This is a genomic window from Bradyrhizobium sp. UFLA05-89, from assembly GCF_059803475.1.
Genome location: NZ_JBANBA010000023.1, coordinates 78,539 through 96,327, shown reverse-complemented (window position 1 = coordinate 96,327; position 17,789 = coordinate 78,539). Strand labels below are relative to the sequence as shown.

Annotated in this window: 12 protein-coding genes; 11 read left to right on the top strand and 1 reads right to left on the bottom strand. The window is 63.6% G+C overall.

Annotated elements, in window-relative coordinates; genetic code table 11:
• The 11 genes from SO139_RS15065 to SO139_RS15015 form a co-directional block, all read left to right on the top strand.
• The coding region (locus SO139_RS15065) for a LysR substrate-binding domain-containing protein (RefSeq protein ID WP_498540191.1) at positions 1-666 on the top strand (666 nt) is incomplete at its 5' end.
• Between the two features lie 106 nt (positions 667-772).
• Complete coding sequence (locus tag SO139_RS15060; protein WP_449379914.1) at positions 773-1,732, top strand: AraC-like ligand-binding domain-containing protein; 960 nt, start codon at positions 773-775, stop codon at positions 1,730-1,732.
• A 169-nt stretch (positions 1,733-1,901) separates the two neighbouring features.
• Entirely contained in the window at positions 1,902-3,926 is a 2,025-nt protein-coding gene (locus tag SO139_RS15055) for a hydantoinase/oxoprolinase family protein (RefSeq protein ID WP_449379988.1), read from the top strand.
• A 3-nt stretch (positions 3,927-3,929) separates the two neighbouring features.
• Positions 3,930-5,885: a hydantoinase B/oxoprolinase family protein gene (locus SO139_RS15050; RefSeq protein WP_449379913.1), complete on the top strand. Its 1,956-nt coding sequence runs from the start codon at positions 3,930-3,932 to the stop codon at positions 5,883-5,885.
• 105 nt (positions 5,886-5,990) lie between these two features.
• Entirely contained in the window at positions 5,991-7,091 is a 1,101-nt protein-coding gene (torT, locus tag SO139_RS15045; RefSeq protein WP_449379912.1) for a TMAO reductase system periplasmic protein TorT, read from the top strand.
• A 66-nt stretch (positions 7,092-7,157) separates the two neighbouring features.
• Positions 7,158-8,696: a sugar ABC transporter ATP-binding protein gene (locus tag SO139_RS15040; protein ID WP_449379911.1), complete on the top strand. Its 1,539-nt coding sequence runs from the start codon at positions 7,158-7,160 to the stop codon at positions 8,694-8,696.
• Complete coding sequence (locus SO139_RS15035; RefSeq protein ID WP_449379910.1) at positions 8,693-9,709, top strand: ABC transporter permease; 1,017 nt, start codon at positions 8,693-8,695, stop codon at positions 9,707-9,709. The genes SO139_RS15040 and SO139_RS15035 overlap by 4 nt, the downstream gene beginning before the upstream one ends.
• Positions 9,702-10,715, top strand: a complete 1,014-nt coding sequence (locus SO139_RS15030; protein WP_498540190.1) for an ABC transporter permease — start codon at positions 9,702-9,704, stop codon at positions 10,713-10,715. Before SO139_RS15035 ends, SO139_RS15030 begins: the two co-directional genes overlap by 8 nt.
• Positions 10,712-11,605: an FAD binding domain-containing protein gene (locus SO139_RS15025; protein WP_449379908.1), complete on the top strand. Its 894-nt coding sequence runs from the start codon at positions 10,712-10,714 to the stop codon at positions 11,603-11,605. Before SO139_RS15030 ends, SO139_RS15025 begins: the two co-directional genes overlap by 4 nt.
• Positions 11,606-11,621: 16 nt before the next feature.
• Positions 11,622-12,077, top strand: coding sequence for a (2Fe-2S)-binding protein (locus tag SO139_RS15020; protein ID WP_449379907.1), 456 nt, complete (start codon positions 11,622-11,624; stop codon positions 12,075-12,077).
• Positions 12,078-12,095: 18 nt separating this feature from the next.
• The gene (locus SO139_RS15015; RefSeq protein WP_449379906.1) at positions 12,096-14,468 is read left to right on the top strand and encodes a xanthine dehydrogenase family protein molybdopterin-binding subunit; all 2,373 of its coding nucleotides are present in this window, start codon (positions 12,096-12,098) and stop codon (positions 14,466-14,468) included.
• A 65-nt stretch (positions 14,469-14,533) separates the two neighbouring features.
• Here the strand turns inward: SO139_RS15015 and SO139_RS15010 are convergent, their stop codons facing one another.
• Positions 14,534-17,638 (bottom strand): DEAD/DEAH box helicase, encoded by a 3,105-nt coding sequence (locus SO139_RS15010; protein WP_498540192.1) that lies wholly within the window; start codon positions 17,636-17,638, stop codon positions 14,534-14,536.
• Between the last annotated feature and the right edge of the window lie 151 nt (positions 17,639-17,789).

Genomic DNA, 17,789 nt, shown 5'->3' with positions numbered 1-17,789 from the left:
TACACGGTGTCCGGCTATTTCCTGCCGCGCCACCAGATGCGCTTCCAGGCGAGCTTTCCCGGCATCACCATCGAGCTGTTCGAGGCGCCGCGCGACGTGCTCGAACGTGCACTCGTCGACGGCGCGCTCGATCTGGCGGTGATGCTGGTCTCCAACCTGCGCGACAATGCCATGCTCGTCAGCGAGACCTTATTGCGCTCGCCGCGCCGGCTGTGGCTTGCACCTGAGCATCCACTGACCCGCGCCGAGCGGGTGCATCTCTCGGAGATCGCGACCTATCCCTACGTCATGCTCACCGTCGACGAGGCCAAGCACACCTCGATGCGCTATTGGACCCATGCGGCGCTCGAACCGAAAACTGTCTTCCGCACCTCCTCCGTCGAAGCTGTGCGCTCCATGGTTGCGGGCGGCATGGGTATCGCCATTCTGTCCGACCTGATCTACCGGCCCTGGTCGCTGGAAGGGCAGCGGATCGAGACCCGCGTTATCGAGGATGAGGTTCCCAGCATGGATGTGGGCCTCGCTTGGCGGCGCGACACCAAACTCTCGGAGGCCGCCAAGGCGTTCCTCGATTTCATGCGCTTTGCGGTTGCCGGCGTCGGTCCGGCCAGGCCCCCGGTCAGCTTAGACCATCGGCATCGGGCCGAGGAGGCGATCGAAATCTAAGATATCTGTTTTCCGTATTTGTTCGACTTGACGCCGTCCGGCTGCCCTCGCCACACTCGCGCGGGGACACGACAACCGGAGGCACAGCCGGCGGCGGGAGTGAGACATGCAAATCACCTACGCGACCACCGACATTCCGTTGCAAGCCCGGCGTCAGTACTGGCAGGACGTCGTCTCCAGGACTTATTTCTCGCTGGACCTGCGCTTTCCGAGCCGCAGTGACTTCAGCGCCAGTCTCGGTGCCTGGTCCATGGGGCCGGTCTCCGTATCCCGAAACATCGCGAACGGTCTGCTCTACAAGCGCCACGAGCGGCATCTCCAGAATGCGGGGGACGAATCCTTCCTGATTACCGTGCCAGAGCTCGCCGAAATTCGCTTCGAGCAGGACGGCAAGGATGTGCGCTGCCGGCCTGGCGCCTTCGTGATCGAGCGCAGCCACCTACCTTACGAATTCAGCCACCATGATCCAGCGGCGCTGTGGGTGCTGAAAATCCCGAGCGCGGTCCTGCGTGCACGTATCTCGCGCCCAGAACGGCTTGCCACGCTGCAATTCGATGCCAACCGCAGCGTCGGTGCGCTGTTCGTCGACACACTGCGACTTGCCGGCGAGCGCATTGGCGAGATGGACGAGACGGCGCGCACGATGATGGGCAAGCACCTTATCGAACTCGTGGCCATGGCCATCGAGTCCGACGACCGCGTGCTGACCGGGCACTCCTCGTCGGTGCGCAACGGCCACCTGCTGCGCTGTGAGCATTTCATTCGTACTCGCCTCGAGGACATGCGGCTCACGCCCCAGATGATCGCCGATGGTTGCGGCATCTCGCTTCGATATCTGCACCAGATTTTCGAGGGCGAGGGTATGACCGTCTGCGCCTATATCCGCAACCAGCGTCTTTCGATGTGCGACGCACTGCTGCGCGATCCCAATTGCCGAAAGAGCATTTCGGAAATTGCTTATCAGTGGGGCTTCGCCGACCAGGCACAATTCAGCCGCAACTACCGCGGCCGTTTTGGCCGTACACCGAGCGAGGCGCGAGCGACCTCGCGCGCTTCCAATTCCTGAAAACAACGTCACCTGTGTCCAGTTGACCGATTTCTAGGCAACCCGCCGCCGATCCGGGCACCCACGCCCGTCGCTCTCTCGCACAAATCTTCCTGCGCTCAGCGTCAAGAAGACAAGCCGCCGATCTGCCTATGATCGGCGAAACGCTTGTTCGAAAGGAAGACGCATGGTGCAGAATCTTCGCGTGGCCGTCGATGTCGGCGGCACCTTTACCGACATCTGCATCATGGATGAGACGACCGGCCTCATCCGGATCGAGAAGACATCGTCCACGCGCGATCCGATCGAAGGGATCATGGGCGGCGTCTCGAAGGCGGGAATCGATCTGTCCAAGGTCGCCTTGTTCTCGCACGGCACCACGGTCGCCACCAACGCGCTGATCACTCGCCGCCTGCCCCGCACGGCCGTGGTGACGACCAAGGGCTTTCGCGACGTCATCGAGATCCGACGCGCCAACAAGGAAGATCTCTGGGACACCTACAAGGACGTCGTCAAACCCTATGTTCCGCGGCGCGACCGCCTGACCGTACCCGAACGGGTCGATGCCAGCGGCAAGGTGATCGAACCGCTCGACGTCGAGGCCGCGCGCAATGTCGCAAGCATCCTCAAGCGCAGGGGCGTCGCCGCGATCGCAGTGTGCTTCATGAACGCCTATCTCAACGGCGCCAACGAGCGCGCCATGCGCGACATCCTGCTCGCGGAGATGCCCGACATCCCGGTCTCGATCTCCTCACAGGTGCTTCCTGAAATCTTCGAGCACGAGCGATTTTCGACGACAGTTGCCAATGCCGTCGTCAGTCCGGTCGTCGTGAACTATACGAGCCGGCTCGGCGATCGCCTCGCCCACGACGGCTACTCCCGCGATCTCCTGCTGCTTCATACCGGTGGCGGCGTGATGACACCGGCCAGCGTGAAGGACTTTGCGGCACGCCTCGCCGGCTCCGGCATTGCCGCCGGTGCCATCGCCAGCCGCTACATTGCAGGGCTCTGCGGTTTCCCCCATTCGATCGGCCTCGACATGGGCGGCACCTCGACCGACGTGTCGCTGGCCTATGAGGGGCAGTCACGTATCACCAAGGACTGGCATATCGAGTTCGGCTATCCGATTCGCTTTGCCTCGATCGAGGTGCTCACCATCGGTGCCGGCGGCGGATCGCTGGCCTGGACCGATCCGGCGGGCTCCTTACGCAACGGCCCGCAATCCGCCGGCGCCTATCCCGGACCGGCCTGCTACGGCAACGGCAACACCCAGCCGACCAACACGGATGCCAACGTCACGCTGGGCCGCCTCGGCACCAACCTCGCCGGCGGCAAGGTGAAGCTCGACCCCGCACTGGCCGAACGGGCAGTCGAAGACAGCGTTGCAAAGCCATTCGGCCTCGGTCTGCACGAGGCAGCGGACGCGATCGTCAAGGTGGCTAACGCCAACATGTCGGATGCGGTGCGGTTGATCTCGATCAGCCGCGGCTACGATCCACGCGACTTCGCGCTTGTGGCCTTCGGCGGCGCCGGCGCCCTGCACGGCGTCGACGTCGCGCGCGAGCTCGCGATCCCCGTCGTGATCGTGCCGCCCAATCCCGGCGTGACATCGGCGCTCGGCTGCCTGCTGGTCGACATGCAGCACGATTTTTCGCAGAGCTGCATGGTCGACGCGGCCGACGCCGACGCGGCTGACATCGAGGCGCAGTTCGCGGAGCTGGAGAAGGACGCTCTCGCGCGACTCAGCCATGAGGGCGTTGCTCAGAAGGACATCGTTCTGCAGCGCTCGATCGACATGATGTATCGCGGCCAGTGGCGCTCGCTCGCCGTCAACGCACCGCACCCGATCGGTGCAATTTCCGATCTCGTGCAGAGCTTCCATGCCGAGCATCAGCGCGAATACAATTTCCGCCGTGACAGCGCACCGGTCAGCTTCTTCCGCCTCAATCTGAAGGCGGTCGGCATCGTTCCCAAGGCCGAATTTGCCGTTCACGAACCGACCGGTGTGATCCCTGAGCCGATCGGCCGCCGCAGGGTCTGGTTCGACGGCAACGGGCTCGACACGCCCATCTACGAGCGCGACGACCTGCCCTGCGGCTTTTCCTTCCAAGGCCCTGCGATCATCGAGCAGGTCGATGCGACCACCGTCGTGCCGCCCGGCGCCAGCGCCGAGGTCGACAAGTATCTCAACATCATCATCCGCGTGAAGGAGTGAACCATGGCCGGAGATCTCCCGCTCGACCCCGTGACCTTCGAGGTTCTCAAAAACTCCTTCATCACCAGCGTCGACCAGATGGGCGAGCAGGTGCTGCGGACATGCTACTCCTTCGTCATCTACAACCGCGACTTCTCGAGCGCGCTGCACGACGCCAAAGGTGAATGTGCAGCCCAGGGTAATCAGGACATCGCCGTCCACGTCGGCACGTTGCACTTCACCTGCCAGGACGTCATGCGCCATTTCGATGGCGACATGCATGAGAGCGACGTCTTCGCCATCAACGACCCCTATGCCGGGGGCACGCACTTTTCCGACGTCCGCTTGATCCGCCCGATCTTCGCCGACGGCAAGATCATCGCCTTCAGCCAGTCCAACGGACACTGGTCGGACGTCGGCGGCAGCGTGCCCGGCTCGTTCGACGTCTCCGCGCGCGAAATGTTCCGCGAGGGTCTGCGCATCACGCCGATCCGCCTGTTCGACAGGAATGGTCTCAAGAAGGACGTCGCACATCTCATCGCCTCCAACACGCGCGACCCCGCCTCGATCATCGGCGACATCCAGGCCCAGGCGGAGGCAACGGCGGTCTGCGGGCGCGAGATCCTGCGTCTCGTCAATAAATATGGGCGCGATACCGTCGAAACCGGGCTTGCCGCCGTGCAGGACTATGTCGAGCGCTCGGCGCGCCAGCGGATCGCGGCGCTACCCGACGGTGAGTGGGAGACCGTCGACTTCATCGACCGAGATCCGGCCGGCGGCGAAGGCATGATCCCGATCCGCATCAAGATGACAATCAAGGGCGATCGGGTCATCTACGACTTCACCGGCAGCCATCCGACGATCGGCTCGATCTACAACTCGGCGTTCGGCTCGACATTCTCCGCCGTTGCCGCCGGCATGAAGACGTTCTTCCCGGACCTGCCGTTAAACTCCGGCTTCTACCGCTGCTTCGAGATCATTGCGCCCGAGGGCTCGATCGTCGATGCCAAATGGCCGATCGCAGTCACCGGCTTCCTTATGCCTTTCGAGAAGATCATGAACTCGATCTACGAGATGTGGTCGAAGCTGATGCCGGAGCGGGCCCTCGCCTGCGCCTTTAATCTCGAATATCTGCTCACCGGTGGCCTCGATGCGCGCAGCTCAGACAAGCCGATCTTCATGTTCTACGACTGGCTCCCGGGTGGCTGGGGCGGCCGCAACGGCAAGGACGGTAGCAATGTCACCACGGCCTGCTTCGGCACCGGGCTGATGTCGCAACCGGTCGAGGGCCAGGAGCGAGCCAATCCGATCCTCACCACCGAGTGCGAGATCCTGAAAGACTCCCCCGGCCCCGGCAAATGGCGCGGCGGCGCCGGCGTGGTGAAGACGTCACGCATGCTCCAGGCCGAAAAGACCGTCATATCCTACATCTGCGATCGCGAGCGCGCCGTGGTCTGGGGCATCGAGGGCGGCCTGCCCTCCATGCCGCACGGCCTGACCTTGAAGCGCGCGGGCAGCAAGGCCGAGGAACGGCTCGGCTCGATCTTCTCTGACGTCCCGATCGGCGAAGGCGATATTTTCTCCCGGCCGACCGCCGGCGGCGGCGGATTCGGCGATCCGCTCGAACGCGATCCGCACCTCGTGATCGAGGACATCAAGGACGACTACGTCTCGGTCGAACGCGCGGCCAAGGATTATGGCGTCGTCGTGCACACGATCGATGCAGAGCTTTGCAGCTACGAGATCGACAAGGTCGCGACCGACGCTCTGCGCGCAAAGATCCGGGCCGAACGCGTCGCCAATGTCCGGCTGGACCCGGAAGTCGTGGCGGAGCGCTATCGCAGCGGCGCGATCAATGCATTCGACGTGATCCGCAAGCACGCGGTGATCCTCGACTGGGGCACTGGAGCGCTGCTTCCCGAATCGACACGCCAGTTCCGCGACGTATTCGAACGACGCTCGGTCGCGATGTGGACCTGATCACCATCGGTAACCGCGCCGCCCACGGGCGGCGTGGCGCGTGAATAAACGAGGATCCCGAAGTCGTCGGTCCTTACCTTTCATTCAAACCCCGAGGATTGCACTATGACGAGCACAACATGCCTTTCTCCCAACCGGTTTCGGCCGATCCGTTCCGCACTCGGCCTGGCTGCTCTCGCACTTGCCGCCTCTGCGATGACACCGGCTGCGGCGGACACGCCCTGGTTCCCGATGAAGATTTACGACGCCTCATCCGGAACGCCCACGCCTGCGGAGTACACGCCGCTGCCGAAAGCAGAGAAGCCCTACAAACTCTGCGTGCTCTTTCCCCACATGAAGGACAGTTTTTGGGTCGCCGTCGCCTACGGCATCGTGAAGCAAGCGGAGGCGATGAACGTCAACATGAACCTCTACGAAGCTGGTGGTTACGAGAACCTACCCAAACAGCTCTCGCAATTCGATGACTGCCTGGCGAGCGGTCCCGATGCGATCATCGTAGGCGCCATCTCCGGCGCCGGACTGAGCAAGAAGTTCGAAGAGGCCAAGGCCAAGGGCGTTCCGGTCGTTGGCGTCACCAATCCGCTGCCGCCTAACGCCCTGCCCGCTGCCAACTATGTCGACTTCGTCGCTATGGGTGAGGTCACCGGCGAAGGCCTGCTGGCTCAGACCAAGCCTGGCGACAAGCTCAATATCGTGACGTTCCCCGGACCGGCCGGCTCGGGCTGGGCCGAGTCGTTCAACGAAGGCTTCAAGAAGGCCATCGCCAAGAACTCGAACGCGAAGATTCTGGCCGAGAAATTCGGCGACTCCGGCGTCGCGGTGCAGCTCCAGCTCATCCAGGACGCGCTGCAGGCCTATCCCGGCATGAACGTGATCTGGGGCACCGCGCCAACGGCCGAAGCTGCGATCGGCGCCGTCGCCGAGGCCGGTCGAAGCGACCTGAAGATCGTCTCGTCCTATGAAAACCAAGCCATGCTCGACGCGCTGAACCGCGGCGACATCCTCGCCTTCGCAACCCAATATCCAGTCGGCGAAGGCGCAATCGCGATCGACCAGGCGGTGCGTCTGATCGAGAAGAAGCCGGTGATGAGCCTCGTTCAACCGGCGGCGGCGGTGATCGACAAGACGACCGTGCCGAAACTGCAGATGGATCTCGTGCTGGCGCCGGCGAAGTGGACCCCGGTCTACTCGGTCAAAGCCAAGTAAGTCTGCGCATCACTGAGGCGGGAGATGTGTCTCCCGCCTCTCATCCCAGCGCCTGCGGAGCAGCAGATGGATGTCGACATCGACCCGAAGCCGGCCAAGCCTCTGCTTCAATTGCGAGGCATCTCGAAGCATTTCACGGGCGTCCGTGCGCTCGACCGGGTCGATCTCGATGTCCGTGCGGGCGAGCTGCACGTCCTGTTCGGCGAGAACGGCGCCGGCAAATCGACCCTGATCAACGTGGTGTCGGGGACGTTTCCGCCCGATGAAGGCACCTTCCATTTCGAGGGTGAAGAGATCCGTCATCTTACGCCGCAACGGGCGCGCGCGATCGGCATCAGCCCAGTGTTTCAGGAGTTTTCGCTCGTTCCAAGTCTCACCGTGGAAGAAAACCTGTTTCTGGGCCGGGAGATCACGAACGGCAGCGTCCTGCGTGCCCGCGAGATGCGCAAGCGTGCCGGGGCGCTCATCGACGAGCTTGGGTTCGACCTCGATCCCTCGCGACGGGTCGATGACCTCTCCCGCGCGCATCAGCAGATGGCCGAGATCGCCAAGGCACTGCTCGGCAAGGTACGCCTGTTGATCCTCGATGAGCCGACCGCGTCCCTCACCGAGCGCGAGACCGGACGCCTGTTCGAACTGATAGCCCGGCTGAAAAGCCAGAACGTCGGGCTGATCTATGTCTCGCACCGCATGCGCGAGATCCGCGCCCTGGCCGACTGCGTCACCGTGCTCCGCGACGGCCGCCACATCCGCACCCTCGATGCTGCGACATCGACTGACGGAGAGCTCGTGGAGCTGATGACCGGCCGGAAGATCGATCTGCTGTTCCCGACCATCGCGCACAAGCCGGACAAGGTGATGGTCGACGTCGAAAACCTCAGCCTTGCCGACGGCAGTGTCCGCGATGTGAACCTCTATGCCCGAGCCGGCGAGATCACTGGCATCGCCGGTCTTGTCGGCTGCGGCAAGTCGGAGCTGATCCGCGCCATCTACGGCATCGAGCCGGCGACATCCGGCGTGATCCGGATCGATGGCTCACCCTATGACTCCGCTGCCCCACGGCGCAGCCTGAAGCGCGGCATCGCCTATTTCCCCGCCAACCGCATCGCCGAAGGGCTCGCGCTGTCCCGGCCGATACGCGAGAACGCCTCGATGACGGTGCTCGACCTGCCCGCCTTCGCCCGGTTCGGCGTGCTGCGGCAGGCCGCGGAGCGCGCCAGCATCGGCGGCATCATGGCGCAGTTGCAGCTCAGGCCACCCAATATCGAGCGCGCCGCCGGCGCGTTGTCCGGTGGCAACCGCCAGAAGGTGATGCTCGGCCGCGCGCTAACGCGCGAGCTCACCGTGTTCCTGTTCGACGAGCCGAGCGTCGGCATCGACGTCGGCGCCAAGCTCGAGGTCTACGAATTCATGAAGCGCCTGGTTGAGGCCGGCGCCGCGGTGATCGTGGTCTCGTCGGAATTGCCGGAGGTGCTGGCGCTCTCGAACCGGCTCTATGTAATGCATCACGGCCGCATCGCCGCGGAATTGACGGGTGAGGCGAAAAACGAGCAGAACGTGCTTTCGAGCTTCTTCCGCGATCTTCTCACCGCGGAGGTAGCATGAGCACGGCGCTCGCCACCGCGGGGCCGAGGAGTTCGATCGGCCTCAGATCGATCGTCGGCCGGATTGGTTTTCTGCCGACACTTATGGTGCTGCTCGTGGTCGGCATGTCAGCGGTCGATCCCCAGTTCTACGGCATCATCAACATTCTCAATATCCTGCGTAACGGCGCCCTGCTGGCCATCATTGCCTGCGGCCAGGCGCTCGTGATCATCGCAGGCGGCTTCGATCTGTCCGTCGGCGCCGTCGTCGCACTCGCGAGTGTCGTGACCGCCAAGACAATGGCGACCACCGCTGCCGCGTTTCCCGAGAGCACAGCCCTCATCATTGCAAGCGGCGTTGCAGCCGGGCTCGGCTGCGGGCTCGTGGTCGGGCTCATCAACGGATTCTGCGTGGCAAAACTGAAGGTCTCCGGCTTCGTGGTGACCCTGGGCACGATGTCGGCAACTGCCGGCGTTGGCCTCATGATTACGAATGGAATCCCCGTTTACGGCATGCCCGACATCTTCGTGAAGGGCTTTGGGCGCGCGCAGGCGTTTGGCCTACCGACCGCCGTGCATGTCGCGCTGATCGTGATCCTCGCGATGGTGTTCGCGCAGCGGCGCACGCTGTTCGGCCGTTACGTCTACGCGATCGGCGGAAACGTGGACGCGGCCATGGTATCGGGCGTGTCGATCCAGCGCCACATCGTGGGCACTTACGTTGTCTCGAGCGTGCTTGCGGCGCTGACCGGTATCCTGCTCACCGCGCAGGTCGGCTCCGGCCAGGCAAGCTTTGGCGGCGATCGGATGATGCTGCAATCGATTGCCGCCGCTGTGATCGGCGGCGTGAGCCTCCGCGGCGGTATCGGCCGGGTCGAGATCGTCGCCGTCAGCGCGCTGTTTCTGACGATTCTCGGCAACGCGCTTAACCTCCTGCACGTCGACTCGCGCCTTCAGCCGGTCTTTCTCGGCGTCGTCATGGTGGCAGCCGTGGCGCTTGACGAACTCAGCCGACGGAGGAAGGCCCGTGTCTGACCTCGAATTGTCCGTCATGGCCAAGGACACAGATCGCGCCAAGCCGCTGTCGGGGCGGTGGCTCTGGAATATGGTGATGCCGGCTGCGCTGGTGGCGCTGTTGCTCGGCTTCGCCGCGTTCGACCATGGCGTGCTCTCGCCAGCCAACCTGCTCAATATTGCGCAGCAGACCAGCTACCTGGCTCTGTTCGCGATGGCTCAGACGGTGGTCATCCTGACGCGCGGCTTCGACCTCGCGCTGGGCCCGACGGTGTCGATGGTGAGCGTCGGCACCGCGGTCGCAATGGCCGGTGCCACGGCGACAGGTCACGACACCAGCGTGGTGCTATTCGCTGGACTCGGCGCCGGATTCGGCCTCGGCATCGCCTGCGGTCTCTTCAATGGCATGGTCATCGCGCTGCTCGGCGTCAATCCCTTCGTCGCGACGCTCGGCAGCTACAACATCGCGATCGGGATCGCGACCACGCTCTCCTCCGGTCGGCCCGTGCAAGGCGTGCCAAAGCTATTCTCGCAAATTTTCTATGGCGGCAGCATCTTCGGCGTGCCAGCGGCCATCGTCATCACCATCGCCATCGGAATCGCGCTCCACCTGGTCCTGTCGTGCACCGTGTTCGGGCGATCGCTCTATATCATCGGCACCAATCCGCGCGCGGCCGCAGTGGCCGGCCTGCCGGTGAAGCGCATCCTGGTTACGACTTATGTGCTGTGCTCGGCCCTTGCCGCGCTCGGCGCCATCATGATGACGGCGCGGACCGGATCGGGCGAGCCGAACCTCGGCGGTGCGCTATCGCTGCAAGCGATCGCCGGCGCCGTGGTCGGCGGAACGAGCCTGGCAGGCGGACGCGGCGGGGTTGGGACCGCTGTAGTCGGCGCGTTGTTCATCACAATCCTATCCAACGGCATGAACCTCACCCGCATTGACGGATATGTCCAGATGGTCGTGCTGGGCGCGATCGTCATCATCGGCGTGCTGCTGGATCGCCTGAGACAGGAGCGTAGCCAATGATCACCGGCTCTTCCGTGCAAAGCGCCCCGGCCGAGGCGCACAATGCGGCGTCGTCAATCTATGTCGCGCCTTCGCTTGCTAGTGCGCTCGATGCGCTGAATGAATACGGCGCGGCCGGCGCGGCCTTTGCTGGCGGCACGTGGATTATGAGATCACCGATCCGGCACGAACCGTTGCGAGCACACTACGTCGTGATAGGCCGGATCGCCGAACTCGGAGGGATCAAGATCGGGACCGATGCGGTCGAGATTGGAGCCGCGGTGACGCACACGGCACTCGCGGCCGCTTTGGCCGACCTCCCCGAATTCGATGTCCTTGCGGCCGCTGCCGCTCGCTCCGCGAACCCGGCGATCCGCGCGATGGCGACGATCGGCGGCAATCTTGCAACGCCAGACTTCGCCGCAGCCGATTGCGTACCGGCGTTGCTCTGCCTCGATGCCGAGATCGAGGTCGCAGGCCGGGACGGTCGCGAACGCACGAAGCTGGAGCATTTTCTCAAGATCCGATCGACATTGGCCCCCGGCCGACTCGTCACACAAATCGTCGTGCCCCGCAGCGAGCGCAAGACTGCTCATGCCCGCCTTCCCTTGCGCAAAGCCGGTGATTATCCGGTCGCAATCGTCAGCCTCGCGGCCAGCGTCGATGCCGCGGGTCGGGTGCAGGCTGCGCGGATAGCGGTGGGTTCGGTCGAAGCGGTTGCGCGGCGATGGGAGCGGCTCGAGGCTGCCCTGATTGGACGTCCGCTCGATGCCGAGGGGGCAGCGCGGACCGCGGCTGAACTGGCAGACGAATTCATCGGCCGCGACGGCGTTGACGCGCCGGCCTGGTATCGCGTCAGCGTGTTGCCGGGCCTTGTTCGTCGCGCGGCGGCTTCCGCGCTTGGCGCCTAAACCACTGGGGATGCACATGGCTATCAGCCTGACCGTCAACGGCGACCGGCTCGCCTCGACCGCCAATCCTGCCACCCCGCTCGTCGATATCCTACGCGAAGAACTTCATCTGACCGGCGCAAAGCCGGTCTGTCGCGAGGGCTTTTGCGGCGCCTGCATGGTACTCATCGACGGCAAGCCCACTCCATCCTGCCTGACGCCGGCGGCGCTCGCCTATGGCCGCGAGATCCACACGATCGAAGGCCTTGCATCTCACGGCCAGTTGAACCGCATCCAGGCTGCGCTCGAGGTCAGCGATGCCGTTCAGTGCGGCATGTGCTTTCCCGGCATGGTGGTCAGCCTGACGCATCTCTTGACGACCAGACCCGACGCCACGCGCGAGGATATTCGTGCGGCGCTGACCGGTAACATCTGCCGCTGCACCGGCTACGAACGCATTATTGATGCGACGCTGCTCGCACTGACCAAGTAATGATCGGGAGACTCTGACATGTCCGATGTTTCCGCGACCATGGACTTCCGCCGACGCGATGCTGCCGACAAGCTGCGCGGGCGCACCCGCTATACCGTCGATCGCTACCTGCCGGGCATGCTGCACGCCGCGGTGCTCCGGGCCAGCATGCCTTCGGGACGGATCGTCCGTCTCGACACCTCCAGAGCCGCCCACATGCCCGGCGTGCGTGCGATCGTGACGGCCGCAGACGCACCCGGCATGATGGGAATCGGTGTCGCCGATCATCCGCTCTTCGCGCGCGACGTCATCCGCTATGATGGCGAACCGCTGGCTGCGGTTGCAGCCATCACATTGGCGCAGGCGCAAGCGGCGCTCGCGGCGATCGAGGTGGAGATCGAGCCCCTGCCCGCTGCGCTCACGATGGCGGACGCGCTGGCGCCCGACGCGCCGCTGGTCCATTCCAACTGGCGCGACTATGAGGTCCTGTTTGAAGGCGGTGCGCGTGAAGGCAACGTCGCCTGGGAGGCAACCGTCGTCCGTGGCAATGTCGATGCCGCCTTTGCCCGGCCCGACGTCGAGATCGTCGAAAGCTCGTTCCGGGTCGGTCGCCAGAACCACGTCGCATTCGAGCCGCGCGCGGTGGTCACGAGCTACGAGGACGGGCGGTTTCACATCGAGACATCGACGCAGGTCCCGTGGGGCATCCGCAACGCCACCGCGCGCCTTCTGGGCGTGCCGGCATCGCAGGTCCGCGTCACGGTGCCTCCTGTCGGCGGAGGCTTCGGCCTCAAGTTCGATCTCGCGATCGAACCCGTTGCCGCCCTCCTCGCCCGCGCCAGCGGCCGGCCGGTTCGGCTCGTCAATTCGCGCGAAGAGGAAATGCTCACCTGCCTGTTTCGCGAAAATGCTGATATCCGGATTCGATCGGCGGTAACGCGCGAAGGAGAGATCGTCGGCCGCGAGGCGGTTGTGCTGATGGACTGCGGCGCCTATGGCGGCGAGCAGATTTTCCTGACAACCATGACAGCACATACGCTCGGCGGAAACTACCGGCTCGGCGCGGTGCGGCTGGTTTCGCGCGCGGTCTACACCAACACCGCACCGAATGGTGCCTTCCGTTGCTGCAACGGCGTCTACAATACCTTCGCGTTGGAGCGGCATACCGACGAGATCGCCGCCAGGATCGGCATGGATCCGCTGCTCTTTCGTCGCCGCAACGTGCTCGGCGACAAGGACATCGGCGCCACCGGCCAGGTGTTCGAAGCCGACGTGCTCGGCGCGATGCTCGACCGGATGGACACACTGCGCGATGCCATTGCGCCACCGCCCAGGCGCATCGACGGCCGCCTCTACGGGCGTGCGACCACCGTCGGCACCTGGTTCGTCTTCGTCGGCCCGTCAGCAGCGACCGTGAATATGAATGCCGATGGCACGGCGACACTCGTCACTTCAGGCGTCGAGATCGGATCCGGCTCGATGATGCAAAGCCTGCCGCAGATCGTCGCGAGCACACTCGGCATTGCGCCAGAGAGCGTCATCGTGCGTGCCGCCGATACGGACGCCGCCGGTTACGATGTCGGCGTCGGCGGCGGCCGCACCACAGTCTCGCTCGGCGCAGCGAGCCTGTCGGCGGCACAGGAGGTGCGCACAAAGCTATTGAAGGTCGCCTCCGACATGATGGAGGCCGCGCCCGAAGACCTTGTGATGCGCGAGGGGCGGATCGAGATCGCCGGCGCGCCCGGCTCGGGCCGCACCGTGACCGAGGTTGCGATGCGAGCCCAGGCGCTGTGCGGCCCGGTCTCCGGCACAGGTGCTTTCACCGGCGCCGGCGTGCCGGCGATGCCCGGATGCGTCGCCGGTCATTTCATCGACGCGATCGACATCCCCGTCTTCGCTGTCCACGATTGCGAGGTCGCTGTCGATCCGGAAACCGGGCATGTCGATATCCTTAACTATCGTGTGGTTCAGGACGTCGGCCGCGCACTTAATCCGCGCGCGATCCACGGCCAGATCCAAGGCGGTGTCGTACAGGGACTGGGCTATGCCCTGCACGAAGAAGTAACCATCGGCAGTAACGGTCGAGTCTGCCAAAGGGGCTTCGAAACCTATCGCGTGCCGCTGGCGCTCGATGTCGTGCCGGTCGAGATCAGTCTGTACGAGGGCGCGCCGTCGATGGGACCGCTCGGGACCAAAGGTGCTGGCGAGGTGCCAATTCTCAACGTCGGAGCGGCCGTCGCATGCGCCGTTGCAAACGCCACAGGAAAGCGTGTCCAAGAGCTTCCCTTGACGCCGCCGCGCGTCCTCGAGCTTCTGCTCGATCGGAAGTGCGACCTGACTCTTCCCCACATTGCCGCGACATGGTCGGACAATCTGGTGCGCCCTCACAAGACTCCCCGGGGTAACGCATAGGAATCGATCATAGCAACAGGCTCGCGGTCCGTGCGCGCCTCGCGGCGGCCTGCCCGACGCCGCGATCACTCATCCAGAGCGTCGAGAAACTCTTCGACCTTTCTCAACGCCCCCTCGTGATCCTTGCTTGCGTAGACAACCCGATCCCCGTCGCGTTGCAGCGATCGCGCCCTGGACTTCCGGAGTCGTCCCGGCAGGAAAGTCGCGGCTACCGCCTCCGGTCCCACGTCCAGTCTTACGATACCCCGTCGCCTGCAGTCGATCCTGAGCTTTGCAGCGGCAAAGAAATCGCGGGCTGCCGATGGCAGTTTGCCGAAGCGACGTAGGGTTTCCTCCTTCAGATCTTCCAGTTCGTCCTCACTTCGGCACCTTGCGGCACGAGCGTAGATTTCCAGACGGACCGCCTCCGACTGTATGTAGCCCGGCGGCAACATGTCGACGACGGGAAGATTTAGGTCAGGCACCCACAGATCGGCAGCCCTGTCATCTGCTTTCTCCGAGGCTAATTTGAGAAGGTGGCTGTAGAGCACCGGTCCGAACACCTGCAAATGGCCCGACTGCCGCTCCGAAAGCAGATCCCCCGCTCCTCTCAGGTCGAGATCGCGAGCGCTGATTGCAAAGCCCGCTCCGGGTCTGCTGAACTCCTCGAGAACAGCCAGTCGCTTCTCGGATCGCTCCGCGACTGTATCGGTCAGCAAATGCGCAAACGCGCGTATCCCGCTGCGCCCAACCCTTCCTCTGAGCTGATGGAGTTGCGCCAGACCGAACCTTTCGGGCCAGCAGACCACGATCGTGTTGGCCCGCGGGATATCGAGACCGCTTTCGACGATGTTGGTCGCCAACAAAACGTCCGCAGCGCCCTCGACGAAGCTCATCATCCGGTCGTCCATTTGGTCGGCGGATAGCTTGCCATGAAGGCAGACTATGCGGAGATCCGGAGTCATCGAATGTACCCGCGCCAGCATCGGATCCAGATCCTGGATACGCGGACAAATCAAGAAGCTTTGTCCATGGCGCCTCTGTTCGCGCAACAGCGCCGCGACAATTGCAGCGTCGGAAAGCGGAGCGATCTTCGTGACGACCGGAAGTCGATGAACGGGCGGAGAGGCGATAACGCTGAGATCTCTGAAGCCTGCCAAGCCTGCCGCGAGCGTCCGTGGTATTGGCGTGGCGCTCATCCAAAGGGTATGGATGCCCTTGGTCAGCGCTGAAAGCTTCGCCTTTTCCGCTGCGCCAAAATGCTGTTCCTCATCGATAATAACCAAGCCAAGCTCGGCGAACTTCACGTCCTTCGAGGTGAGAGCTTGCGTTCCGACAACGATTTTCAGTCTTCCGCTCTTGAGATCTTCCTTCGCTGCCCTTGCCTCGGACGTCGAGGCACCTCGCGACAGGCTTCCGACCTCGATACCGAACGGAGCGAAACGCTTGCGGAAGGTCGCGACATGCTGTCTTGCCAAGACGGTCGTCGGTACAGCCACCGCCACTTGCTTCCCGGACAGCACGACTGCAGCCGCCGCACGCAAAGCCACCTCGGTCTTGCCGAATCCGACGTCACCGCAAATCACTCGATCCATAGGGTGACCTGAGGCAAGATCATCCAGCACGTCCCGGATGGCCTTGGACTGATCTACCGTCGTAAAATAGGGAAAACGCGCAACAAACCTCTCGTAAATCGAACCCGGCGGCACGAGTTTCGCGGCCCGCCGGCGACGTCGCTGGCTGATGTGCTTCGCAAGCTGCTTGCCGGCAAGCTGAAGCTCGCGCTCCGCCTCGGTGCGCCGCGCCCACCATGTGCTTCCGTCGGCTTTGTCCAGAGTCAACTCCCCGAGTTCCGACGCGTAGGGCCAGATCAGGGACAGGTCGGCTGGCGGAACGAGAGCGGCATCATCTCCTGCAAATGCGAGCCTGATCATCTCACGCGACGATACACCCCCAGTTGCTACCGTCTGCAACCCCTCGAGCAAAGCCAGTCCTCGCTGCAGATGAACCACGACTGAGCCCACCTCCGGCACATCAGCATGGTCGAAGGCAGCATTCCACGCTCTGGCCATGGGTTGTGGATGATGGGCCCGGCTGCCAAGCACGTCGGCTGCCGTCACGACGACAAGAGGTTTCCGGCCAGATTCGACAAATCCAGTATCGAAGTCGGCCAATAGCGCCGCTGCGCGATTGGATCCGACCGCAGCCTCGCTCCAGCCAGAAAAGCGCTCGGCTTTGACCCCGCTCATCCGCTCCATGATGCGCAGGTCTTCTCCCAGCGCTGCAACAAACATGAGCCGCGAACCAGCGCGTCGCGTTTCGTCGACGAATGTTCGCAGCGCTTTCCTTGGCGAGGCCAGCTTCGAAAAGTCCGGCGTGGAAGTGAAGGGTGCCTTTGGGGGCAGCACATGCATACGCCTGGTCGCCGGCTTCCAGTCGCGCCTCCCAAGGTATTCGCGCTCCCGGTCCGCGCGACAGGCCGCCTCCTCGATCGTGCTCAACCAGCCGTCGGCGTGCGCTGGAACCTTAGCATCCGCAATCCACCTGGCTCGCCCGCAATAATCGAACAGATTGGAGCGTTTGCTGCGCTTACTCCCGTATGTAAGGCGCTCCGACATGGGATCGATGATGAGCTCTTTCGCGTCGAATAGAACCTCTTGCTCTGCCGGATTGAACGCCGAAATCCGACGTATGACATGGCCGGAATGCTCCACCCGAAATGGACCAAGTGCCCCGGCGGGAAAGATCTCGAATGTCTTCCCGTGAAACAGCGCGCCGCCTGGGTAGTCCGCCTCGTCATCGAGATCGTAGCCGAGTGCCTCAAGCCGCGACTTAAGGTGCTGTTCGGAAAAAGCGGCACCCACTTTCAGACGCTCAATCAGGCGGGACCAACTCGCCGGCATCGGCAGGCGCTCCATCACGGCCTCCGCCGTGGACACCAGCAGGATCGGCTTCTCGGGCTTCGCAAGGCGCCTTAAGACCGAACTGCGTCTGCCTGCGATCTCATGCGACGGCTCCAACTGGTCGAACGGCAACGTATTCTGCCGCGGAAAAACAAGCGCGTCGCACGAGGGATCGAGTGCATGAATAATGGCACCCAGCCGCTCGGCCCTGTTCTCGTTCTCGGCGAGAAAGACAAGACCATTGCGCGCGGATTTCCTCCATTGCGCCAGCAGATGGAGCGCCAACATGCCGAGCGGGGACGAAGAAGAGATCGCAGTCCGCGGCGCAGGATTTTTTTGCTTCTTTGCGCGGTCCGCAACACGCGTTTTACTGGAACGACCCACTTTGATCCCGTCGTTGATTCGCAGTCAGCTTAGGCTAATGGCCACGAATTTTCGA